Source organism: Stenotrophomonas sp. 8(2023) (assembly GCF_030345295.1).
Classification (GTDB): domain Bacteria; phylum Pseudomonadota; class Gammaproteobacteria; order Xanthomonadales; family Xanthomonadaceae; genus Stenotrophomonas; species Stenotrophomonas muris.
This window is the reverse complement of the sequence record NZ_CP128404.1, coordinates 4,032,433-4,047,209: the sequence shown is the minus strand read 5'-3', so window position 1 is coordinate 4,047,209 and position 14,777 is coordinate 4,032,433. Positions and strand designations below refer to the sequence as shown.

The following is a 14,777-nucleotide window of genomic DNA, read 5'->3' as shown; positions in this document are numbered from 1 at the left end:
GGCCCGGCGGCGGCAGTGGACCGCTGCGTTGCGCGGTCAGTTGGCCAGCTGGCAGGTGGCCGGCTTGGCCGAGGTGAACAGGGCCGGGGTTGCCCACTCGGGGTGGTCGATGAACGGGTTGCGGTTGCCCTGGAAGCTGTAGATCACGTCATTGCGCGCACGCTCGGCATCATCCGGCGGATCGGACAAGTGCCAGTCGATCAGCGTGGACAGCAGGCCCATGTAGGCCGGCGAACTGCTGGTCTTGACGATTTTGCTGCGGTCGTCGGTCAGCTCCAGGTCCGGCTCGGACTGGCCGGTGGCCGCATCCTTGCCGCCCTCGTAACGGATCGCCATGTACATCACCGCACGCGCCATGTCGCCCTTGCGCTTGCCCCACACCTCGAAGGTGCCGGTGTTGCCGTCTGGCGTGCGCACCCAGTTGGAGTTGCCCGGATAGCCGCCGCTGCCGCCGCCCTGGCCGTTGTTGGCCTCGGTGGCGCGCTCGCCGCAGTTGGCGTCGCACTTGCCGAACGGCTTGTTGCCGCGGTCGGCGTTCCACTGCGCGTCGGTCAGGTACAGCATGTGGGTGTCGGTATACGGCGCGTACGGCAAGCCCTTGTCACCGGTGGTGGTGGCAAAGCCCAGCGAGTTCGGCCAGGTGTGCTCGCGGTTGTACTTCAGGCCACTGCCACTGCCGGCGCGATCGGTCACCTTGGCGTAGCTGTGGTTGCGATATGCATCGAGGATCCTGCCGGAATTGTTCGGATCCTCGTCGGCGATTTCCAGAATGGTCCAGGTACTGGTGCCCGAGCCGCTGTAAGGGTAGGCGGTGTGGCCCTTGATGGTGGCATGCAGCGAGCAGCGCAGCTGGCCGGGGCTGCTGGTGTTGACCTTGGAGTAGTAGCCGGCCGGCACGCCCGGGTTGCCCGGGTCCGGATTGCCGCCGGTGCTGGCCACGGTGAAGGCGATGCGGCTGTCGGCGGCCGGGTGCGCGCCCTGCAGGTCGGTGATGCGCGCGGCGCGGATGTCGAAGCGGCAGGCCTCACCGGCCACCAGCGCAGTGTTGGTGGACAGCTTCACGCTGCGGCCGCTGGCCGGGAAGGTCAACGGCACGCTGCCGGAGGTGCCGCAGCTCAGGGCGAAGGCGCCACTGGCCAGGTTCACCGTCTCGCTGAACACCACTTCCAGGTCGGCGGCGGCCGGGAAGGTGCTGCTGCCCTGCGCCGGGGTGGTGGTGGAGACCGACGGCGGTGTGTTCGGGCCCGGCGTGCCGCCGCCACTGAAGGTCTGACCGTTGTTGCAGCTGCCGAAGGTCTGCCTGGCCGACTCGGCCCAGGTGAAGTGGGTGTACTGGCTGCCGCTGCCGGTCAGCTGCAGCGAGGTGCCCGCGGCCGTGCTGTTGGTCTCGGCCACCGGGATGTTCTGGCTGGTCATGCCGGCGGCAGGGCCACCGGAGGCGGTGATGGCGCCCTCGTAGCTGAGGAACTGGACCACCTTGCCGCTGGCATCGACCAGGGCGATGCCGTCGTTGGGGCCGTTCTGGATGCCGTTGGTCGGGTAGTTGACCACGGCGATGGTCGCGCTGCCGCAGCCGGCGGCGGTGCCGGCCGGGACCGGGTTGTTGGCGTAGACCGCGGCCGCCGAAGGATTGCTGCCGTTGTAGAGGTAGAGGCGGTAGCCGGACAGGTCCTCGCCCGCGGTGGCGACCACTTCGATGGCTTCGCCGACGTCACCGGCGGCGGTGCTGTCGTCGTAGTGCAGTTCGTTGATGAAAACCTCGGCCTGGGCCGGCGCGGCGGCCAGTGCCAGCAGGCAGGCGGCGGCAAGCGGGGACAGCAATCGCATCGACTACTCCTTGTGATTGGGAATGCCTGACCGAGCCTAAGGCCGATCCAGTGACACTTTGTCGTAAATGAACGTCAGATATCTGACAGTGCGACGCTTGTCACCGAAATTGTCCAGGACCGACGCCTTGGCCGAGGCGCGCGGGCGGAAAAATTTTTTCATTCCGCCCTTGAAAGGGGGCGGCGGGGCTCCATCTCTGCCCTGCTCCCGACGTTGTCGGGTTTCTTCACGTGCGGTTCTGGCACTCGCTTGGGGTGAGTGCTAACATCGCCGGACTTTTTTAGACCAATCAATCACTTAAGAGGTCTCCTATGAGCATCAAGCCGCTGCACGACCGCGTTGTGGTCAAGCCGATCGAAGCCGACGAAATCTCCGCCGGTGGCATCGTCATCCCCGACTCGGCCAAGGAAAAGTCCACCAAGGGTGAGGTCGTGGCCGTCGGCCCCGGCAAGCCGCTGGACAATGGCAACGTGCGCGCGCCGTCGCTGAAGGTCGGCGACAAGGTCATCTACGGCCAGTACGCCGGCAGCTCGTACAAGAGCGAAGGCGTCGAATACAAGGTCCTGCGCGAAGACGACGTGCTCGCCGTCATCGGCTGAGCCCCGGCGCGACCTGTTTCAACCTGATCCCAAACTCCCAGCCGCCGGGCATCGTCCGGCGCTACCAATGAGGTAAATGCAATGGCTGCCAAGGATATTCGTTTCGGTGAAGACGCCCGTTCGCGCATGGTGCGCGGCGTCAACGTTCTCGCCAATGCCGTCAAGGCCACCCTGGGCCCGAAGGGCCGCAACGTCGTGCTGGAAAAGAGCTTCGGCGCGCCGACCATCACCAAGGACGGCGTCTCCGTCGCCAAGGAAATCGAACTGGCTGACAAGTTCGAGAACATGGGCGCGCAGATGGTGAAGGAAGTTGCTTCGCGCACCAACGACGATGCCGGCGACGGCACCACCACCGCCACCGTGCTGGCCCAGGCCCTGATCCGCGAAGGCGCCAAGGCCGTTGCCGCCGGCATGAACCCGATGGACCTCAAGCGCGGTATCGACAAGGCCGTCTCGGCCGCCGTCGCCGAGCTGAAGAACATCTCCAAGCCGACCGCCGACGACAAGGCGATCGCCCAGGTCGGTACCATCTCGGCCAACTCGGACGAGTCGATCGGCCAGATCATCGCTGACGCGATGAAGGAAGTCGGCAAGGAAGGCGTCATCACCGTTGAAGAAGGCTCGGGCCTGGACAACGAACTGGACGTGGTCAAGGGCATGCAGTTCGACCGCGGCTACCTGTCGCCGTACTTCATCAACAACCAGCAGTCGCAGACCGCTGACCTGGATGACCCGTTCATCCTGCTGCACGACAAGAAGATCTCCAACGTCCGTGACCTGCTGCCGGTGCTGGAAGGCGTCGCCAAGGCCGGCAAGCCGCTGCTGATCGTGGCCGAGGAAGTCGAAGGCGAAGCGCTGGCCACCCTGGTGGTCAACACCATCCGTGGCATCGTCAAGGTCGTGGCCGTCAAGGCCCCGGGCTTCGGCGACCGTCGCAAGGCGATGCTGGAAGACATGGCCGTGCTGACCGGCGGCACCGTGATCTCCGAAGAAGTCGGCCTGTCGCTGGAGAAGGCCACCATCAAGGACCTGGGCCGCGCCAAGAAGGTGCAGGTCTCCAAGGAGAACACCACCATCATCGACGGCGTCGGCGACAAGGCCAACGTTGATGCACGCGTGGCGCAGATCAAGACCCAGATCCAGGACACCTCCTCGGATTACGACCGCGAGAAGCTGCAGGAACGCGTGGCCAAGCTGGCCGGCGGTGTTGCCGTGATCAAGGTCGGCGCCTCGACCGAAATCGAAATGAAGGAAAAGAAGGATCGCGTCGACGACGCCCTGCACGCGACCCGTGCGGCCGTTGAAGAGGGCGTGGTTCCGGGCGGCGGCGTTGCCCTGGTCCGCGCGATCACCGCGCTGGCCGGCCTGAAGGGCGCCAACGAAGACCAGAACCACGGCATCCAGATCGCCCTGCGCGCGATGGAAGCCCCGCTGCGCGAGATCGTGGCCAACGCCGGTGACGAGCCGTCGGTCATCATCAACAAGGTCAAGGAAGGCACCGGCAGCTTCGGTTACAACGCCGCCACCGGCGAGTTCGGCGACATGCTGCAGTTCGGCATCCTGGACCCGACCAAGGTGACCCGTTCGGCGCTGCAGAACGCCGCCTCGATCGCTGGCCTGATGATCACCACCGAAGCCATGGTTGCCGAAGCTCCGAAGAAGGACGAGCCGGCCATGGGTGGCGCCGGTGGCATGGGCGGCATGGGTGGCATGGGCGGCATGGACTTCTAAGTCCACGTCCCCGGCGGTCGTTGCCGACCCTGGTCGGCACGCCCTCCCGATGCAAGGAAGAACCCCGCCGCAAGGCGGGGTTTTTCGTTGCCCGGTTGCCGCCGCAGCAGCGCATCGCTACGCTCGGTGGCCATGCCTACCTCCTTCATCGTCGTCGACGACTTCCTTTCTCCTGCCGATGCGCAGGGGCTGCGCCAGGCGGCGCTGGGCCTGACCTATCCGGTGCAGGAGGGTGCATTCCCCGGCCGCAATTCGCAGCAGCGGCTGGAACTGGATGGGCTGTCCGGCGCGATCTCGCGGCTGGTCAACGAACCGCTGCGGCCGGTCAACCCACCGCAGTCGCACGGCAAGTTCCGCCTTACCCTGGCCGGTGACACCGGCCGCGCCAAGGTGCACGCCGATCACTCGCACTGGTCGGGCATCCTCTACCTGAGTGCACCGGAGCACTGCGAGGGCGGCACCGAGTTCTTCCGCCACCGCCGTACCGGCACCGAGCGCATGGCCCTGGATGCAGCGGAGCTGGCCGCATTGGGCTATGCCAACGGCCGCGACATGCATCGTGACATCATCGAGCGCGACAGCAACGACGACAGCCAGTGGGAAATGACCATGCGCATCCCGATGCGTTTCAACCGGCTGGTGCTGCTGCGGCCCTGGTTCTGGCATACCGCCGGGCCAGCGTTCGGCGACCGCCCGGAGAATGGCCGGCTGGTGTACCTGATGTTCTTCGAGCAGGCGCGCTGAGCGGAGCAGGCATCCACGCGTGAGGTGGATCCACACGCCATGCATGGTTGCTCCCATCCCTCCGCACTCCCCGCCCAGGGATCATCGCGCCTTCATTCGACGAAGGCCTTCGCCGCGCCGTACTCCCACTGCCATGGCACGCCGGTATCACCCAGCACGAACGCCACCAGTGCCGGGAAGGTGGCCTCGGCCCGTACATCGTTGCCCAGGATCACCACGCAGCGTTTGTGCCGCTCGATGCACACCAGGGTGTTGCCGACCGCATCGTCGTGGCCGCCCTTGTAGAAGCCTGCACCCTGGGGGCCACGGAAGGTCACCACGCCCAGGCCCGCGGCCAGATCCCGGTGCTGCTGCGCAACGGGCAGCTCCGGCTGCAGCGTTGGGAACTGGCTGGCGGTGGTGATCGGCAGCTGCGGCCGCACCAGTTCCCTGCGCATTGCCGCAGACAGCCCATCGCCGCGCACATAACCGGCGGCGAAGTGGGCCATGTCGGTGATGGCGGTATCCATCGATCCTGCCGCCCGCACACGGCTGCGTTGATCGTGCGGCTCTGTATTGCCTTCGACGGTCCAGCCATCGGCCAGGTTGCCGGCGAAATCCGCGCGCCACGACATGCTGGTGCGCGCCATGCCGAAGCGATCGAACACGCGCTGCTGCATCAACGCACCCACATCCTCGCCCAGTCGCCCACGTTCGATCACGAACTGCAGCAGGATCAGGCCCTCGCCGGAATAGCCGTAGCGGCTGCCGGGCTCGAAGTGGAACTTCAACCGGCCATCCGGTTCGAGAAAGCCGAAGTTGGCAAAGCCGCTGGCGTGATTCAGCAGCTTTCGGGGCGTGAGCCGGCGCCAGCGTGCATCACTCGCCAGCACGCTGTAGTCGGCGTACTTCTTCGGTTCGGGCGGGTAGTCTGGCAGCGGCACGTCCAGAGCTGTGGCGATGCTGGCATCCAGATCGATCTCCCCGTCCTGCGCCAGCTGTGCGACCAGGTGGCCGAAGGCCATCTTGGTGAGCGATGCGGCATACATCACGGTGTCGGTGCGCAGCGGCTCGCCTGCGGCGTTGCGTTCACCGTAGGCGGCCACATGCACCACCTTGCCGTCATCGATCACCGCCAGCGCCATCCCGCGCGCATGGGCCGCCTGCATCAGCCGCCGTGCTTCGGCATCGATGCGAGTGGGCGAGGGCACGGGTGGCGGCGCGGCCAGTACCGCCAGCGGGAGCAGCGTCAGCAACATCAGGGTGGCACGGCACATGCGTGGAACTCCTGGTGGGGCGCACGGTGATGCTACGCCGGGCTGCCGCTGGCGTCATCGCCAGTTGTCAGCCGGCCTGCGGCCGGCGCAGGCAGATCCGTGCTGCGCCGGCACCGATGTCCACCTGGCCGCCGCGCATTGCATCGGCACCGAGGATCAGCGCCGGCCGGCCCTCCAGGCCGATCGCCTTGAACACCGGCAGTTCGCTGATGCGGACCTCCATCGACGGGTGCTGCCAGCCGCCGCCGGTCATGCCGGGCAGGGTGTACAGCCAGGTTGCCTGCTTGCCGCCGCCCAGGCCTTCGGTGCCCTTTTCACGCACCCGCACCCGCGCGTCGCTGCCGTCGGTGCGCAGCCCCAGTGCGCGGGCGGCTTCGGCGTTGAGGACGGTCTGTGCGGCACCGGTGTCGACTACGGCGATGGCGTCCACCGCGGGCGCGCCCAGTGCAAGCGTGATGAAGCCGAACTGGCGCAGGCCGCCAGTGCGGCCGGGCAGCGCATTGGGCTGGCAACCCGGTCCTTCCAGGTTCAATCCGCCGGGTGTCCACAGCGCCAGTAGATTGCGGCCGAAGTCCCAACGGGTGTCCCAGCGCCCGGTCAGATCGTTGCCGATCAAGCCGTCGATGGCTGGATCATCATCCTTCGGCAACGATGACAGATCGACGTTCATGGCTTGGGCCTGCAGCTGCCAGCCGCCCAGCTGCCAGGACGTGCTGCGCATGCGCTGCAACCGCGCCGAAGCTGCACTCGCCCCTTGCGCCTGTGATACCTCTGCATCCGCATCCTCCAGGCCATAGCGCCGCACGACGCGGGCATCGACCAGCGTTGCCCCCGCGGCACTGTCGACCACGAAGCGCAGCGGTTCGGCGCGCCCGTCCAGCGAGACGGCCACCGCCGGATGACCGCCCTGCATCCACATCGGCAGGATGTGCGCGGCGGCGTTGGAGGCGAGCGCAGGCAAGGGAGCGGCGAACAGGGGCAACAGGAAGAGGCGCAAGGGAAGACTCCGCAGTGATCGTGGGTGACCATTGGCGCACGGCGGCGTATCGCCGGAATATCGGCGTTGATACCGTCCTGATACACAGGTGCTGGATACTGTGCGAATGAGTACTCCCATCCGTGTCATCGTCGTCGACGACGATGCCAGCATCCGCGACGCCATCGCCGACCACCTGCTGCTGCACGGCTACCAGGTACGCCTGGCGGCGGATGCGGCGGCACTGGACGTGCTGCTGCAGGCCGAACGACCGGACCTGATCATCCTCGACTGGATGATGCCCGGTGAGGATGGGCTGTCGGTCTGCCGCAGGCTGCAGGCGAGGGCGATCCCGATCCTGATGCTGTCGGCGATGGGGGCTGCACCGGACCGCGTGATCGGCCTGGAGATGGGCGCGGACGACTACCTGGCCAAACCCTTTGATCCGCGTGAACTGCTGGCGCGGGTACGCGCACTGCTGCGCCGTCAGGACAAGCTGCGCACGCAGGTGGCCAGCGAGCTGCGGTTTGATGGCTGGCGATTGCTGCCCGACCAGCGTCGCCTGTTCGCACCGGACGGTGCCGAGCTGGTGCTGAGTCGTGGCGAGTTTTCCCTGTTGCTGGCGCTGGCCGAACGTCCCGGGCGGGTGCTGGGGCGTGAGCAGCTGCTGCAGTTGAGTCGCGGAGAAGCCAGTGACAGCGTGGACCGTGCCATTGACCTCGCGATCAGCCGCCTGCGCCGCAAGCTCGGGCAGGCCGCGTCCGGGGCAGAAGCCCTCGTGCAGACACTGCGCGGGGAAGGGTATCGCTTCGACGCTGAGGTACAGGTGCTGTGAGCAGCCGGTGGTCGACCACTCGCTGGATCGCGATGCTGGCGCTGGCCAGCCTGCTGCTGGCAACCCTGGCCAGCGTTGCAGTGGTGGGTTGGATGCCCCGGCCCGCGCCGCCACCGATGCGGCTGGACCATGCGATGCAGGTACTGCGTGGGGAACAGGCGCCGGCGTCACTGGGATTGCGCAGGGCGACGCAGGACGCGCCCCCCCAAGGTAGCGCCAGCGACTGGCTCGCGCAGCTGGCGGCCGCGCAGATGGGCATGCCGGCCGAGGATGTACGCCTGGCATGGACGGGGCAGGGCAGGGCGCCCGATGTGCAGGTCATCGAGGGTGGCGCGGTACTGGACGCCTCCGGTCGTGCTGGCGTGCTGAAATCACAGGCCGCGCTGCTGACCGCGATGCAGTGGCCGCCGTTTGAACTGGGGATGCGCCAGGCCGACGGCCGCTGGCGGGTGGTCGGCAGCGACCATAGTGACCTGGCGGCCTGGCGCCGCCAGGTGATGCTCGCCCTGTTGGGCGGTGCGATCCTGCTGGCGCCGTTGGCGGCGTGGGCGTCGATCCGGTTGGGGCGCCCGCTGCGGCGCCTGGCCGAAGCGAGCGCACGCGTCGACCTGCAGGCCGAGTCGCCATTGCCCGACGATGGCCCACGCGAAGTGCAGATGCTGGCCGCCGCGATCAGCACCGGTCGCGAACGCCTGCGGGTCCAGGCACAGGACATGACCCATATGCTGGCGGCAGTGGCGCATGACCTGCGCACGCCCCTGACCGGCCTGCGCCTGCGCGCCGAGTTCGCTCCCGCACCACAGGCCGCCCGGATGGTGGCGGACATCGAACGCATGGACGCGATGATCGAGCAGGTGCTGGACTATGCACGCGGCGAGCTGCAGCCCTTGCAGATGCGCTCGCTGGATCTGGCTGCCCTGCTGCAGGAATGCCTGCAAGGGGCGCTGCTGCGCGGGGTCGACATTTCGCTTCAGTGCCCGGATACGCTGCCGTGGCATGGCGATGCGCTGCTGCTCCGGCGCGCGGTCGACAATCTCATCGACAACGCCGAGCGTTACGCGGGCGCCGTGGAGCTGCATGTCGCCGTGTGGGGACATGGGGTGCAGCTGGATGTGATGGATCGCGGGCCGGGCATCGCCGAAGCTGATCGTGTCCGCCTGCTGCAACCGTTCCAGCGCAGCGAAAGCTCGCGCAGTCGCGCTACCGGTGGGACCGGGCTGGGACTGGCCATGGCCGCCAACGTGGCCAGGCGTCACGCAGGCGAACTGCAGCTGCTGCACCGCGAGGGCGGCGGGCTGATCGCGCGCCTGCTGCTGGGAAAGCTCCCCTGATATCGGCTGTGGTTTACAGATGGCGGCTATCCGGTGATATGATTAGGCACCTAACCATATCGTGTTCGTGAGATGATCGAAGCCAAGCATCAGGCCCTGCTGGAGGAATCGCAGCGACGCGGCCACGCCAACATCGCGCAACTGCGCCTGTGCTTCCAGCTGCTCTCGTTGTCCTCGTCGATCGATCGCGACTGCGCCGCGCGGCTGGCACCGCATGGGCTCAGCGAGGGCCGCTTCATCGTGCTGTTCCTGCTGCACGGGGCCGGTGGCACGCTGCCGCCGCACCTGCTGGCCGAGCGTGCCGGCGTGACCCGTGCCACCATCAGCGGCCTGCTCGATGGCCTGCAGCGTGAAGGCCTGCTGCAGCGTCGCAGCGATGACGGGGATGGCCGCCGTCTGCAGATCGTATTGACCGCACCGGGAAAGCGCTTGGCCGAGTCGTTGTTCGAGCAGCACACGCAATGGATCAGCGGCCTGTTCGACGGCCTGGATGCGGGTGAACAGCAGCAGCTGTCGCAGCTGCTGCACAAGGTCTGGCAGCACACGGACGGTGGGCGGGAATCGGCAGCATGAGCACGCCCGTTCCTGCGCAAAGGCTGCATGCACTCAACAGTGGCAGCGCTGCTGCCACCCATCTGGCCGAATGCCTGGCCGTGGATTTCACCGCGCTGCTGCAGGTGGTGGCGCCTGCCCTTGAGCCGGAATCGCTGCAATGCATGCGCGACGCCTCAGGCAAGGGCATCACCCAGCGCATGGCGCTGGCGGCGCGGTTGCTGCACGAAGCCGGACAGGGGGAGCCTGCGCGCTGGCAGGCGCATACGTCAGACACGGTGCGTGGCTGGGCCTGCTACCTGATCGGCGGCGACGCCGACGCGACGCTGCCGGCCAAGCTGCAGGCGATGCGGCCACTGGCTGACGACCCGCACTTCGGCGTGCGCGAATGGGCGTGGCTGGCGCTGCGTGCCGACATTGTTGCCGCACCACTGCAGGCGCTGGAGTACCTGCAACCATGGACGCAGGAAGGATCGCCGTACCTGCGCCGCTTCGCCTGCGAAGCGCTGCGCCCGCGCGGCGTGTGGGCCACACATGTCGCGCTGTTCAAGCGGCAGCCGGAACTTGCAGAGGCGATGCTGGAGGCACTCGCCGACGACCCGGAGCGCTATGTGCAGGACTCGGTCGGCAACTGGCTCAATGATGCCGGCAAGACACAGCCGCAGTGGCTGCGTGCGCTGTGCGCGCGCTGGCAACAGCAGCACCGTGGCGATGCCAATGCCTACATCCGCAAACGCGCCATGCGCTCGCTCCGGTAGTGCCGGCCGCTGGCCGGCAACCCCCCAAACCTTCAAGGAAGAAGCAGCATGTCGCACACCTTCATCGAGCTCTACACCGCCACCCCCGCCTGGACCACGCTCCAGCCCGAGCAGCGGAATGCCTTCTTCGCCCGTATCGGTGCAGGCATGCAGCAGTTCGATCCAGTCCGCATCACACTGCTGGCGATGGGCCGCATTGCCAGGGGCGTACAGCACGGCAGCGATGAGCAGTTCTATGCGGTCTGGCGCTGTGCAAGCCGCGCGGACGCCGATGCGCTGGTGGCCGGCATTGCCGCCACCGGTTGGCATCAGTACTTCGCCACCATCAACGCCGTCGGCGCAGACGATGGGATGGGGCAGCACCTTGCCGACCTGGCCGCCTTGTAGCAGCGTCTCCGGACGCGCATGGCACATGCGCCTGTCACCCGGACGCGGTAAACAGGACATTGCCCATGTCCATCCGCAGGGAAGTTGATCATGCAGAGCACGCTCCAGGTCACGCTGTTCGGCCCGCTTGGCGACAGCCCGGCATTGCAGTTGCCGGGGCGGGAAGGGCCGTCGGTGGCCATCCCGGAGGCGGCCCTGCGGCGGTTGGTCTCCGACCTCTACACCACCCGTTCCCTGCTCAATCCCGAGCAGCTGGACGAGGCCAGGCAGGAGCTGGACCGCGTGCTGGAGCGCTGGGCCGACATCCACGAAGGCCTGTTGCTGGACGTGGAAGTGCATGGCAAATGAGCAGCTTTGCGTGGCTGCTGCCGCGTGGGCAGCGCCGGCGCGCGCCTCGCTGAACCGCACCCGCGGTTGCGGATGAAACATTTTGCACTGCGCAAAAGCTGTGCTATCAATACACCCCATGAACGCAGCCGCCACCCGCTTTTACTGGTATTACTTTCCGAAGCCACTGGCGGAGGAAGGACTGCGCTCACCCTGAAGAAAGCTTCAGACGCATTCCCGAAAGCCGCCAGCGAACCTGGCGGCTTTTTTCATGCCGCCACGCTGGGGACCCCAACGTTCCGGAGATCTCCTGCAATGCCCCCGCACACCGACGACCTGCGCATCCGCACCATCGAACCGCTGACACCGCCTGCCCAACTGCTGGCGATGCTGCCCTGTGACGATGAAGCCTCCGACACCGTCAGCGCCTCGCGCGCGGCCCTGCACCAGATCCTGCACGGCCGTGACGACCGCCTGGCAGTGGTGGTGGGCCCGTGCTCGATCCACGACCCGAAGGCCGCCATCGAATACGCCCAGCGCCTGAAGCCGCTGCACGACGCGCTGGCCGGCGAACTGGAAATCGTCATGCGTGTGTACTTCGAGAAGCCGCGCACCACGGTGGGCTGGAAGGGCCTGATCAACGACCCGGACCTGGACGGCAGCTTCAGGATCGACAAGGGCCTGCGCATTGCCCGCGGCCTGCTGCGCGACATCAACAAGCTCGGCCTGCCGGCCGGTGTCGAATTCCTCGATGTGATCTCGCCGCAGTACATCGCCGACCTGGTGGCGTGGGGCGCGATCGGCGCGCGTACGACCGAAAGCCAGGTGCATCGTGAGCTGGCCTCGGGGCTGTCGTGCCCGGTCGGCTTCAAGAACGGCACCGATGGCAACGTCAAGATCGCCGCTGACGCGGTGGGTGCGGCGTCCAATCCGCATCACTTCCTGTCGGTCACCAAGCAGGGCGGCACCGCCATCGTGTCGACCACCGGCAATCCGGATTGCCATGTGATCCTGCGGGGCGGCAAGCAGCCGAACTACGACGCCGGCAGCGTCGCCGACGCCTGCCAGGTGCTGGCCAAGGCCAAGCTGCCGACGCGCCTGATGATCGACGCCAGCCACGCCAACAGCCTGAAAAACCCCGAGAACCAGCCGAAGGTGATCGAAGACATTGCTGTTCAGCTGGAAGACGGCGAACAGCGCATCGTTGGCGTGATGATCGAGAGCCATCTGGTCGGTGGCCGCCAGGAACTGGTGGAAGGCCAGCCGCTGGTTTACGGGCAGAGCATCACCGATGGCTGCATCGACTGGGACACCACCGTGACGGTGCTGGAGCGTCTGGCTGCGGCCGTGCGCGCCCGTCGCGACGTGAAGGTGTCCGAAGCAGCCTGATCGAAGCCGCCTGAGTGCGGCACGTGTGTGGATGGCGGCCAGCGCCTGCGGGGGTGCGGCCGCGATCAGGGTCGGTCGGAGTTGGAGGCCGGCCCATCTGCACCGGCGATGCGCCTGGCGCTGCGCATGAGCGACAGCGCCAGGTACATCGCCGGGGTGGTGATACCGCTTCCTGTAGCGTCGAGCCATGCCCGACCTGCGCGCGAAGCGCGTTGGTTTCCTGCAAAGAGCAGTCGAGCATGGCTCGACTTTACGAAGAGGCTCAATGCACTTCGTCGTGGTACACGAACTTCGGCATTTCCCAGCGGTAGTGGATCGCCAGCAGGCGCAGCGCGAAGCCGCCGCCGAGGCAGCACAGGATCGCGGTGGCGTCGGCCACGCCCCAGTGCAGCAGCAACAGATAGGCCGCGCCGGTCAGCAGCGCGATGATCGCGTACAGCTCCTTCTGGAAGATGAGTGGCACCTCGTTGCAGAGGATGTCGCGCAGCACCCCGCCGAACGCACCGGTCAGCATGCCGGCGATCAGCACGATCGGCATTGCATGGCCGGCTTCGCGCGCGATCGAGCAGCCGATCAGGGTGAAGGCGATCAGGCCCAGGCCATCGAGCACCAGGAAGGTGCGGCGGAAGTGGTGCATCCAGCGCGCCACCCAGGTGGCGATCAGCGCCGCGCATACGGTGAAGCCCAGGTACTCGGGATGCTTCACCCAGCCCAGCGGATAGTGGCCGAGCAGGATGTCGCGCAGCGAGCCGCCACCGAGGGCGGTGACGCAGGCGATCATGACCACGCCGAACAGGTCCATGCGGCGGCGGCCGGCGGACAGTGCGCCGGTCATGGCTTCGGCGGAAATGGCGATCAGGTAGATGATGGACAGCAGCATGGGACAGGCTCCGGCCGCGGTGGGGCCGGCCATGCGCGACCGCCGCCACTGCCTGCGCAATGACGGGATGACGATGACCGGTGCCGCTCCCGCTGTCCTTTTGCCTGAGAGTTCAGCGGCATGGGCCGCGTGCCCCTTCGGCGGATCGTCCCGGGCATGCCCGGTGACCTCTCTCCAGCTCGGCGAGTCGAATGCATGGTTGGTGGGATTCCAGCCCACCGGCCTGAGCGATCATGGGAGCCTGCGCCTTCGGCGGGCGCCAGCGCGGCGCCTCTCTCCTGCATTCGGGTGCCAGTATATCCGCTGCAGTGCAGCACGGCATAATCCAGGCATGGCCTCGTCCGTCCGCCCGTGGTTCCTGTACCTGCTCGAATGCCGCGATGGCAGCTATTACGCCGGCATCAGCACCGATGTGGAGGCGCGTTTCGCCGCCCACCAGGCCGGCAAGGGCGCGCGCTACACCCGGGCCCGGCCGCCGCTGCGCGTGCTGGCCGTGCGCGAATACCCGGACCGGGCCGCCGCCTCGCGGGCCGAGTGGCAACTCAAGCAGCAGCCCCGCGAACGCAAGCTGGCCTGGCTGCAGGCAACGGATCCTGCGCTTCTGTAGAGCCGAGCCCACGCTCGGCTGTTGTTCCGTCTGCCCGATGCGGGAGCCGAGCATGGGCTCGGCTCTACAGTAGATCCACGTCATGCGTGGATGGGCCATTCGGCCCATGCGATGATCGCCCCGCGCCCAGAGCCGGAGACCCGGATGTCCACGATTGCCCTGCTGTTCGCGCTTTCCGCAGCAACGAGCCCTGCCGCCGACCCCGCCACGATCGCGGCCATCGAAGCCACCTGCCACGACTACGTCGATGGCCAGCTGGAGGCCGATCCGCAGCGCGTCGCCCGTTCGCTGCACCCGGACCTGGCCAAGCGCGCGGTCCTCGGCGATACACCCGACGAGCGCCTGGGCCTGCGCCGGATGTCGAAGGAAGAGCTGGTCTCGCTGACGAAACAGGGCGCGCTGAAGACCCCGAAGGATCAATGGGATCGCCGCTGCACGGTGCTGGACGTGACCGGCAACGCGGCCTCGGTGCGGCTGGAAACCCCGTGGTTCGTCGACTACTTTCACATGGGGCGTTTCGACCAGCGCTGGGTCATCGTCAACGCACTGTGGTACCCGAAGCCGAAGGCGCACTGAGC

16 protein-coding genes and 2 riboswitches are annotated in these 14,777 nt (G+C 67.1%); of the genes, 12 read left to right on the top strand and 4 right to left on the bottom strand.

What is annotated here, in order from left to right:
• Positions 1-36: 36 nt before the first annotated feature.
• Entirely contained in the window at positions 37-1,827 is a 1,791-nt protein-coding gene (locus QP609_RS18690; RefSeq protein WP_169411503.1) for an endonuclease, read from the bottom strand.
• Positions 1,828-2,138: 311 nt separating this feature from the next.
• Here QP609_RS18690 and QP609_RS18685 point away from each other — a divergent pair, with 311 nt between their 5' ends.
• The 3 genes from QP609_RS18685 (at position 2,139) to QP609_RS18675 (ending at position 4,901) form a co-directional block, all read left to right on the top strand.
• Positions 2,139-2,426, top strand: a complete 288-nt coding sequence (locus QP609_RS18685) for a co-chaperone GroES (RefSeq protein WP_005411227.1) — start codon at positions 2,139-2,141, stop codon at positions 2,424-2,426.
• A gap of 81 nt (positions 2,427-2,507) precedes the next feature.
• Positions 2,508-4,157: a chaperonin GroEL gene (groL, locus tag QP609_RS18680; protein WP_005411226.1), complete on the top strand. Its 1,650-nt coding sequence runs from the start codon at positions 2,508-2,510 to the stop codon at positions 4,155-4,157.
• A 132-nt stretch (positions 4,158-4,289) separates the two neighbouring features.
• Positions 4,290-4,901 (top strand): DUF6445 family protein, encoded by a 612-nt coding sequence (locus QP609_RS18675; protein WP_197621296.1) that lies wholly within the window; start codon positions 4,290-4,292, stop codon positions 4,899-4,901.
• A 92-nt stretch (positions 4,902-4,993) separates the two neighbouring features.
• Here the strand turns inward: QP609_RS18675 and QP609_RS18670 are convergent, their stop codons facing one another.
• Together QP609_RS18670 and QP609_RS18665 are read right to left on the bottom strand one after the other, a co-directional pair.
• Positions 4,994-6,157, bottom strand: a complete 1,164-nt coding sequence (locus tag QP609_RS18670; RefSeq protein WP_197621295.1) for a serine hydrolase domain-containing protein — start codon at positions 6,155-6,157, stop codon at positions 4,994-4,996.
• Between the two features lie 67 nt (positions 6,158-6,224).
• Complete coding sequence (locus tag QP609_RS18665; RefSeq protein ID WP_197621294.1) at positions 6,225-7,154, bottom strand: retropepsin-like aspartic protease; 930 nt, start codon at positions 7,152-7,154, stop codon at positions 6,225-6,227.
• Between the two features lie 106 nt (positions 7,155-7,260).
• Here QP609_RS18665 and QP609_RS18660 point away from each other — a divergent pair, with 106 nt between their 5' ends.
• From QP609_RS18660 to QP609_RS18630, 7 genes are all read left to right on the top strand, one after another.
• On the top strand, positions 7,261-7,968 hold the full coding sequence (locus tag QP609_RS18660; RefSeq protein ID WP_014648590.1) for a response regulator transcription factor: 708 nt from the start codon (positions 7,261-7,263) through the stop codon (positions 7,966-7,968).
• A 32-nt stretch (positions 7,969-8,000) separates the two neighbouring features.
• Positions 8,001-9,299 carry a HAMP domain-containing sensor histidine kinase gene (locus tag QP609_RS18655; RefSeq protein WP_014648589.1) on the top strand — a complete coding sequence of 433 codons (1,299 nt, stop codon included), beginning with the start codon at positions 8,001-8,003 and terminating at the stop codon, positions 9,297-9,299.
• A 72-nt stretch (positions 9,300-9,371) separates the two neighbouring features.
• Positions 9,372-9,872: a MarR family transcriptional regulator gene (locus tag QP609_RS18650; protein ID WP_032958244.1), complete on the top strand. Its 501-nt coding sequence runs from the start codon at positions 9,372-9,374 to the stop codon at positions 9,870-9,872.
• On the top strand, positions 9,869-10,609 hold the full coding sequence (locus QP609_RS18645; protein WP_111206765.1) for a DNA alkylation repair protein: 741 nt from the start codon (positions 9,869-9,871) through the stop codon (positions 10,607-10,609). The genes QP609_RS18650 and QP609_RS18645 overlap by 4 nt, the downstream gene beginning before the upstream one ends.
• Before the next feature lie 48 nt (positions 10,610-10,657).
• Positions 10,658-10,996 carry a DUF6616 family protein gene (locus QP609_RS18640; protein WP_046432768.1) on the top strand — a complete coding sequence of 113 codons (339 nt, stop codon included), beginning with the start codon at positions 10,658-10,660 and terminating at the stop codon, positions 10,994-10,996.
• A gap of 90 nt (positions 10,997-11,086) precedes the next feature.
• Positions 11,087-11,344, top strand: coding sequence for a hypothetical protein (locus QP609_RS18635; RefSeq protein WP_014648585.1), 258 nt, complete (start codon positions 11,087-11,089; stop codon positions 11,342-11,344).
• 294 nt (positions 11,345-11,638) lie between these two features.
• Entirely contained in the window at positions 11,639-12,712 is a 1,074-nt protein-coding gene (locus QP609_RS18630; protein ID WP_014648584.1) for a 3-deoxy-7-phosphoheptulonate synthase, read from the top strand.
• A 262-nt stretch (positions 12,713-12,974) separates the two neighbouring features.
• Here the strand turns inward: QP609_RS18630 and QP609_RS18625 are convergent, their stop codons facing one another.
• A complete protein-coding gene (locus QP609_RS18625; protein WP_005411215.1) occupies positions 12,975-13,592 on the bottom strand; it encodes a trimeric intracellular cation channel family protein in 618 nt (205 codons plus the stop codon).
• 84 nt (positions 13,593-13,676) lie between these two features.
• Positions 13,677-13,780, bottom strand: a riboswitch (glycine riboswitch).
• 13 nt (positions 13,781-13,793) lie between these two features.
• A riboswitch (glycine riboswitch) is annotated at positions 13,794-13,883 on the bottom strand.
• Positions 13,884-13,923: 40 nt separating this feature from the next.
• On the opposite strand from QP609_RS18625, the gene QP609_RS18620 reads away from it, so the two are divergent.
• Positions 13,924-14,199: a GIY-YIG nuclease family protein gene (locus tag QP609_RS18620; protein ID WP_111206764.1), complete on the top strand. Its 276-nt coding sequence runs from the start codon at positions 13,924-13,926 to the stop codon at positions 14,197-14,199.
• A gap of 144 nt (positions 14,200-14,343) precedes the next feature.
• The gene (locus QP609_RS18615) at positions 14,344-14,775 is read left to right on the top strand and encodes a nuclear transport factor 2 family protein (RefSeq protein ID WP_049408669.1); all 432 of its coding nucleotides are present in this window, start codon (positions 14,344-14,346) and stop codon (positions 14,773-14,775) included.
• Positions 14,776-14,777: the final 2 nt, after the last annotated feature.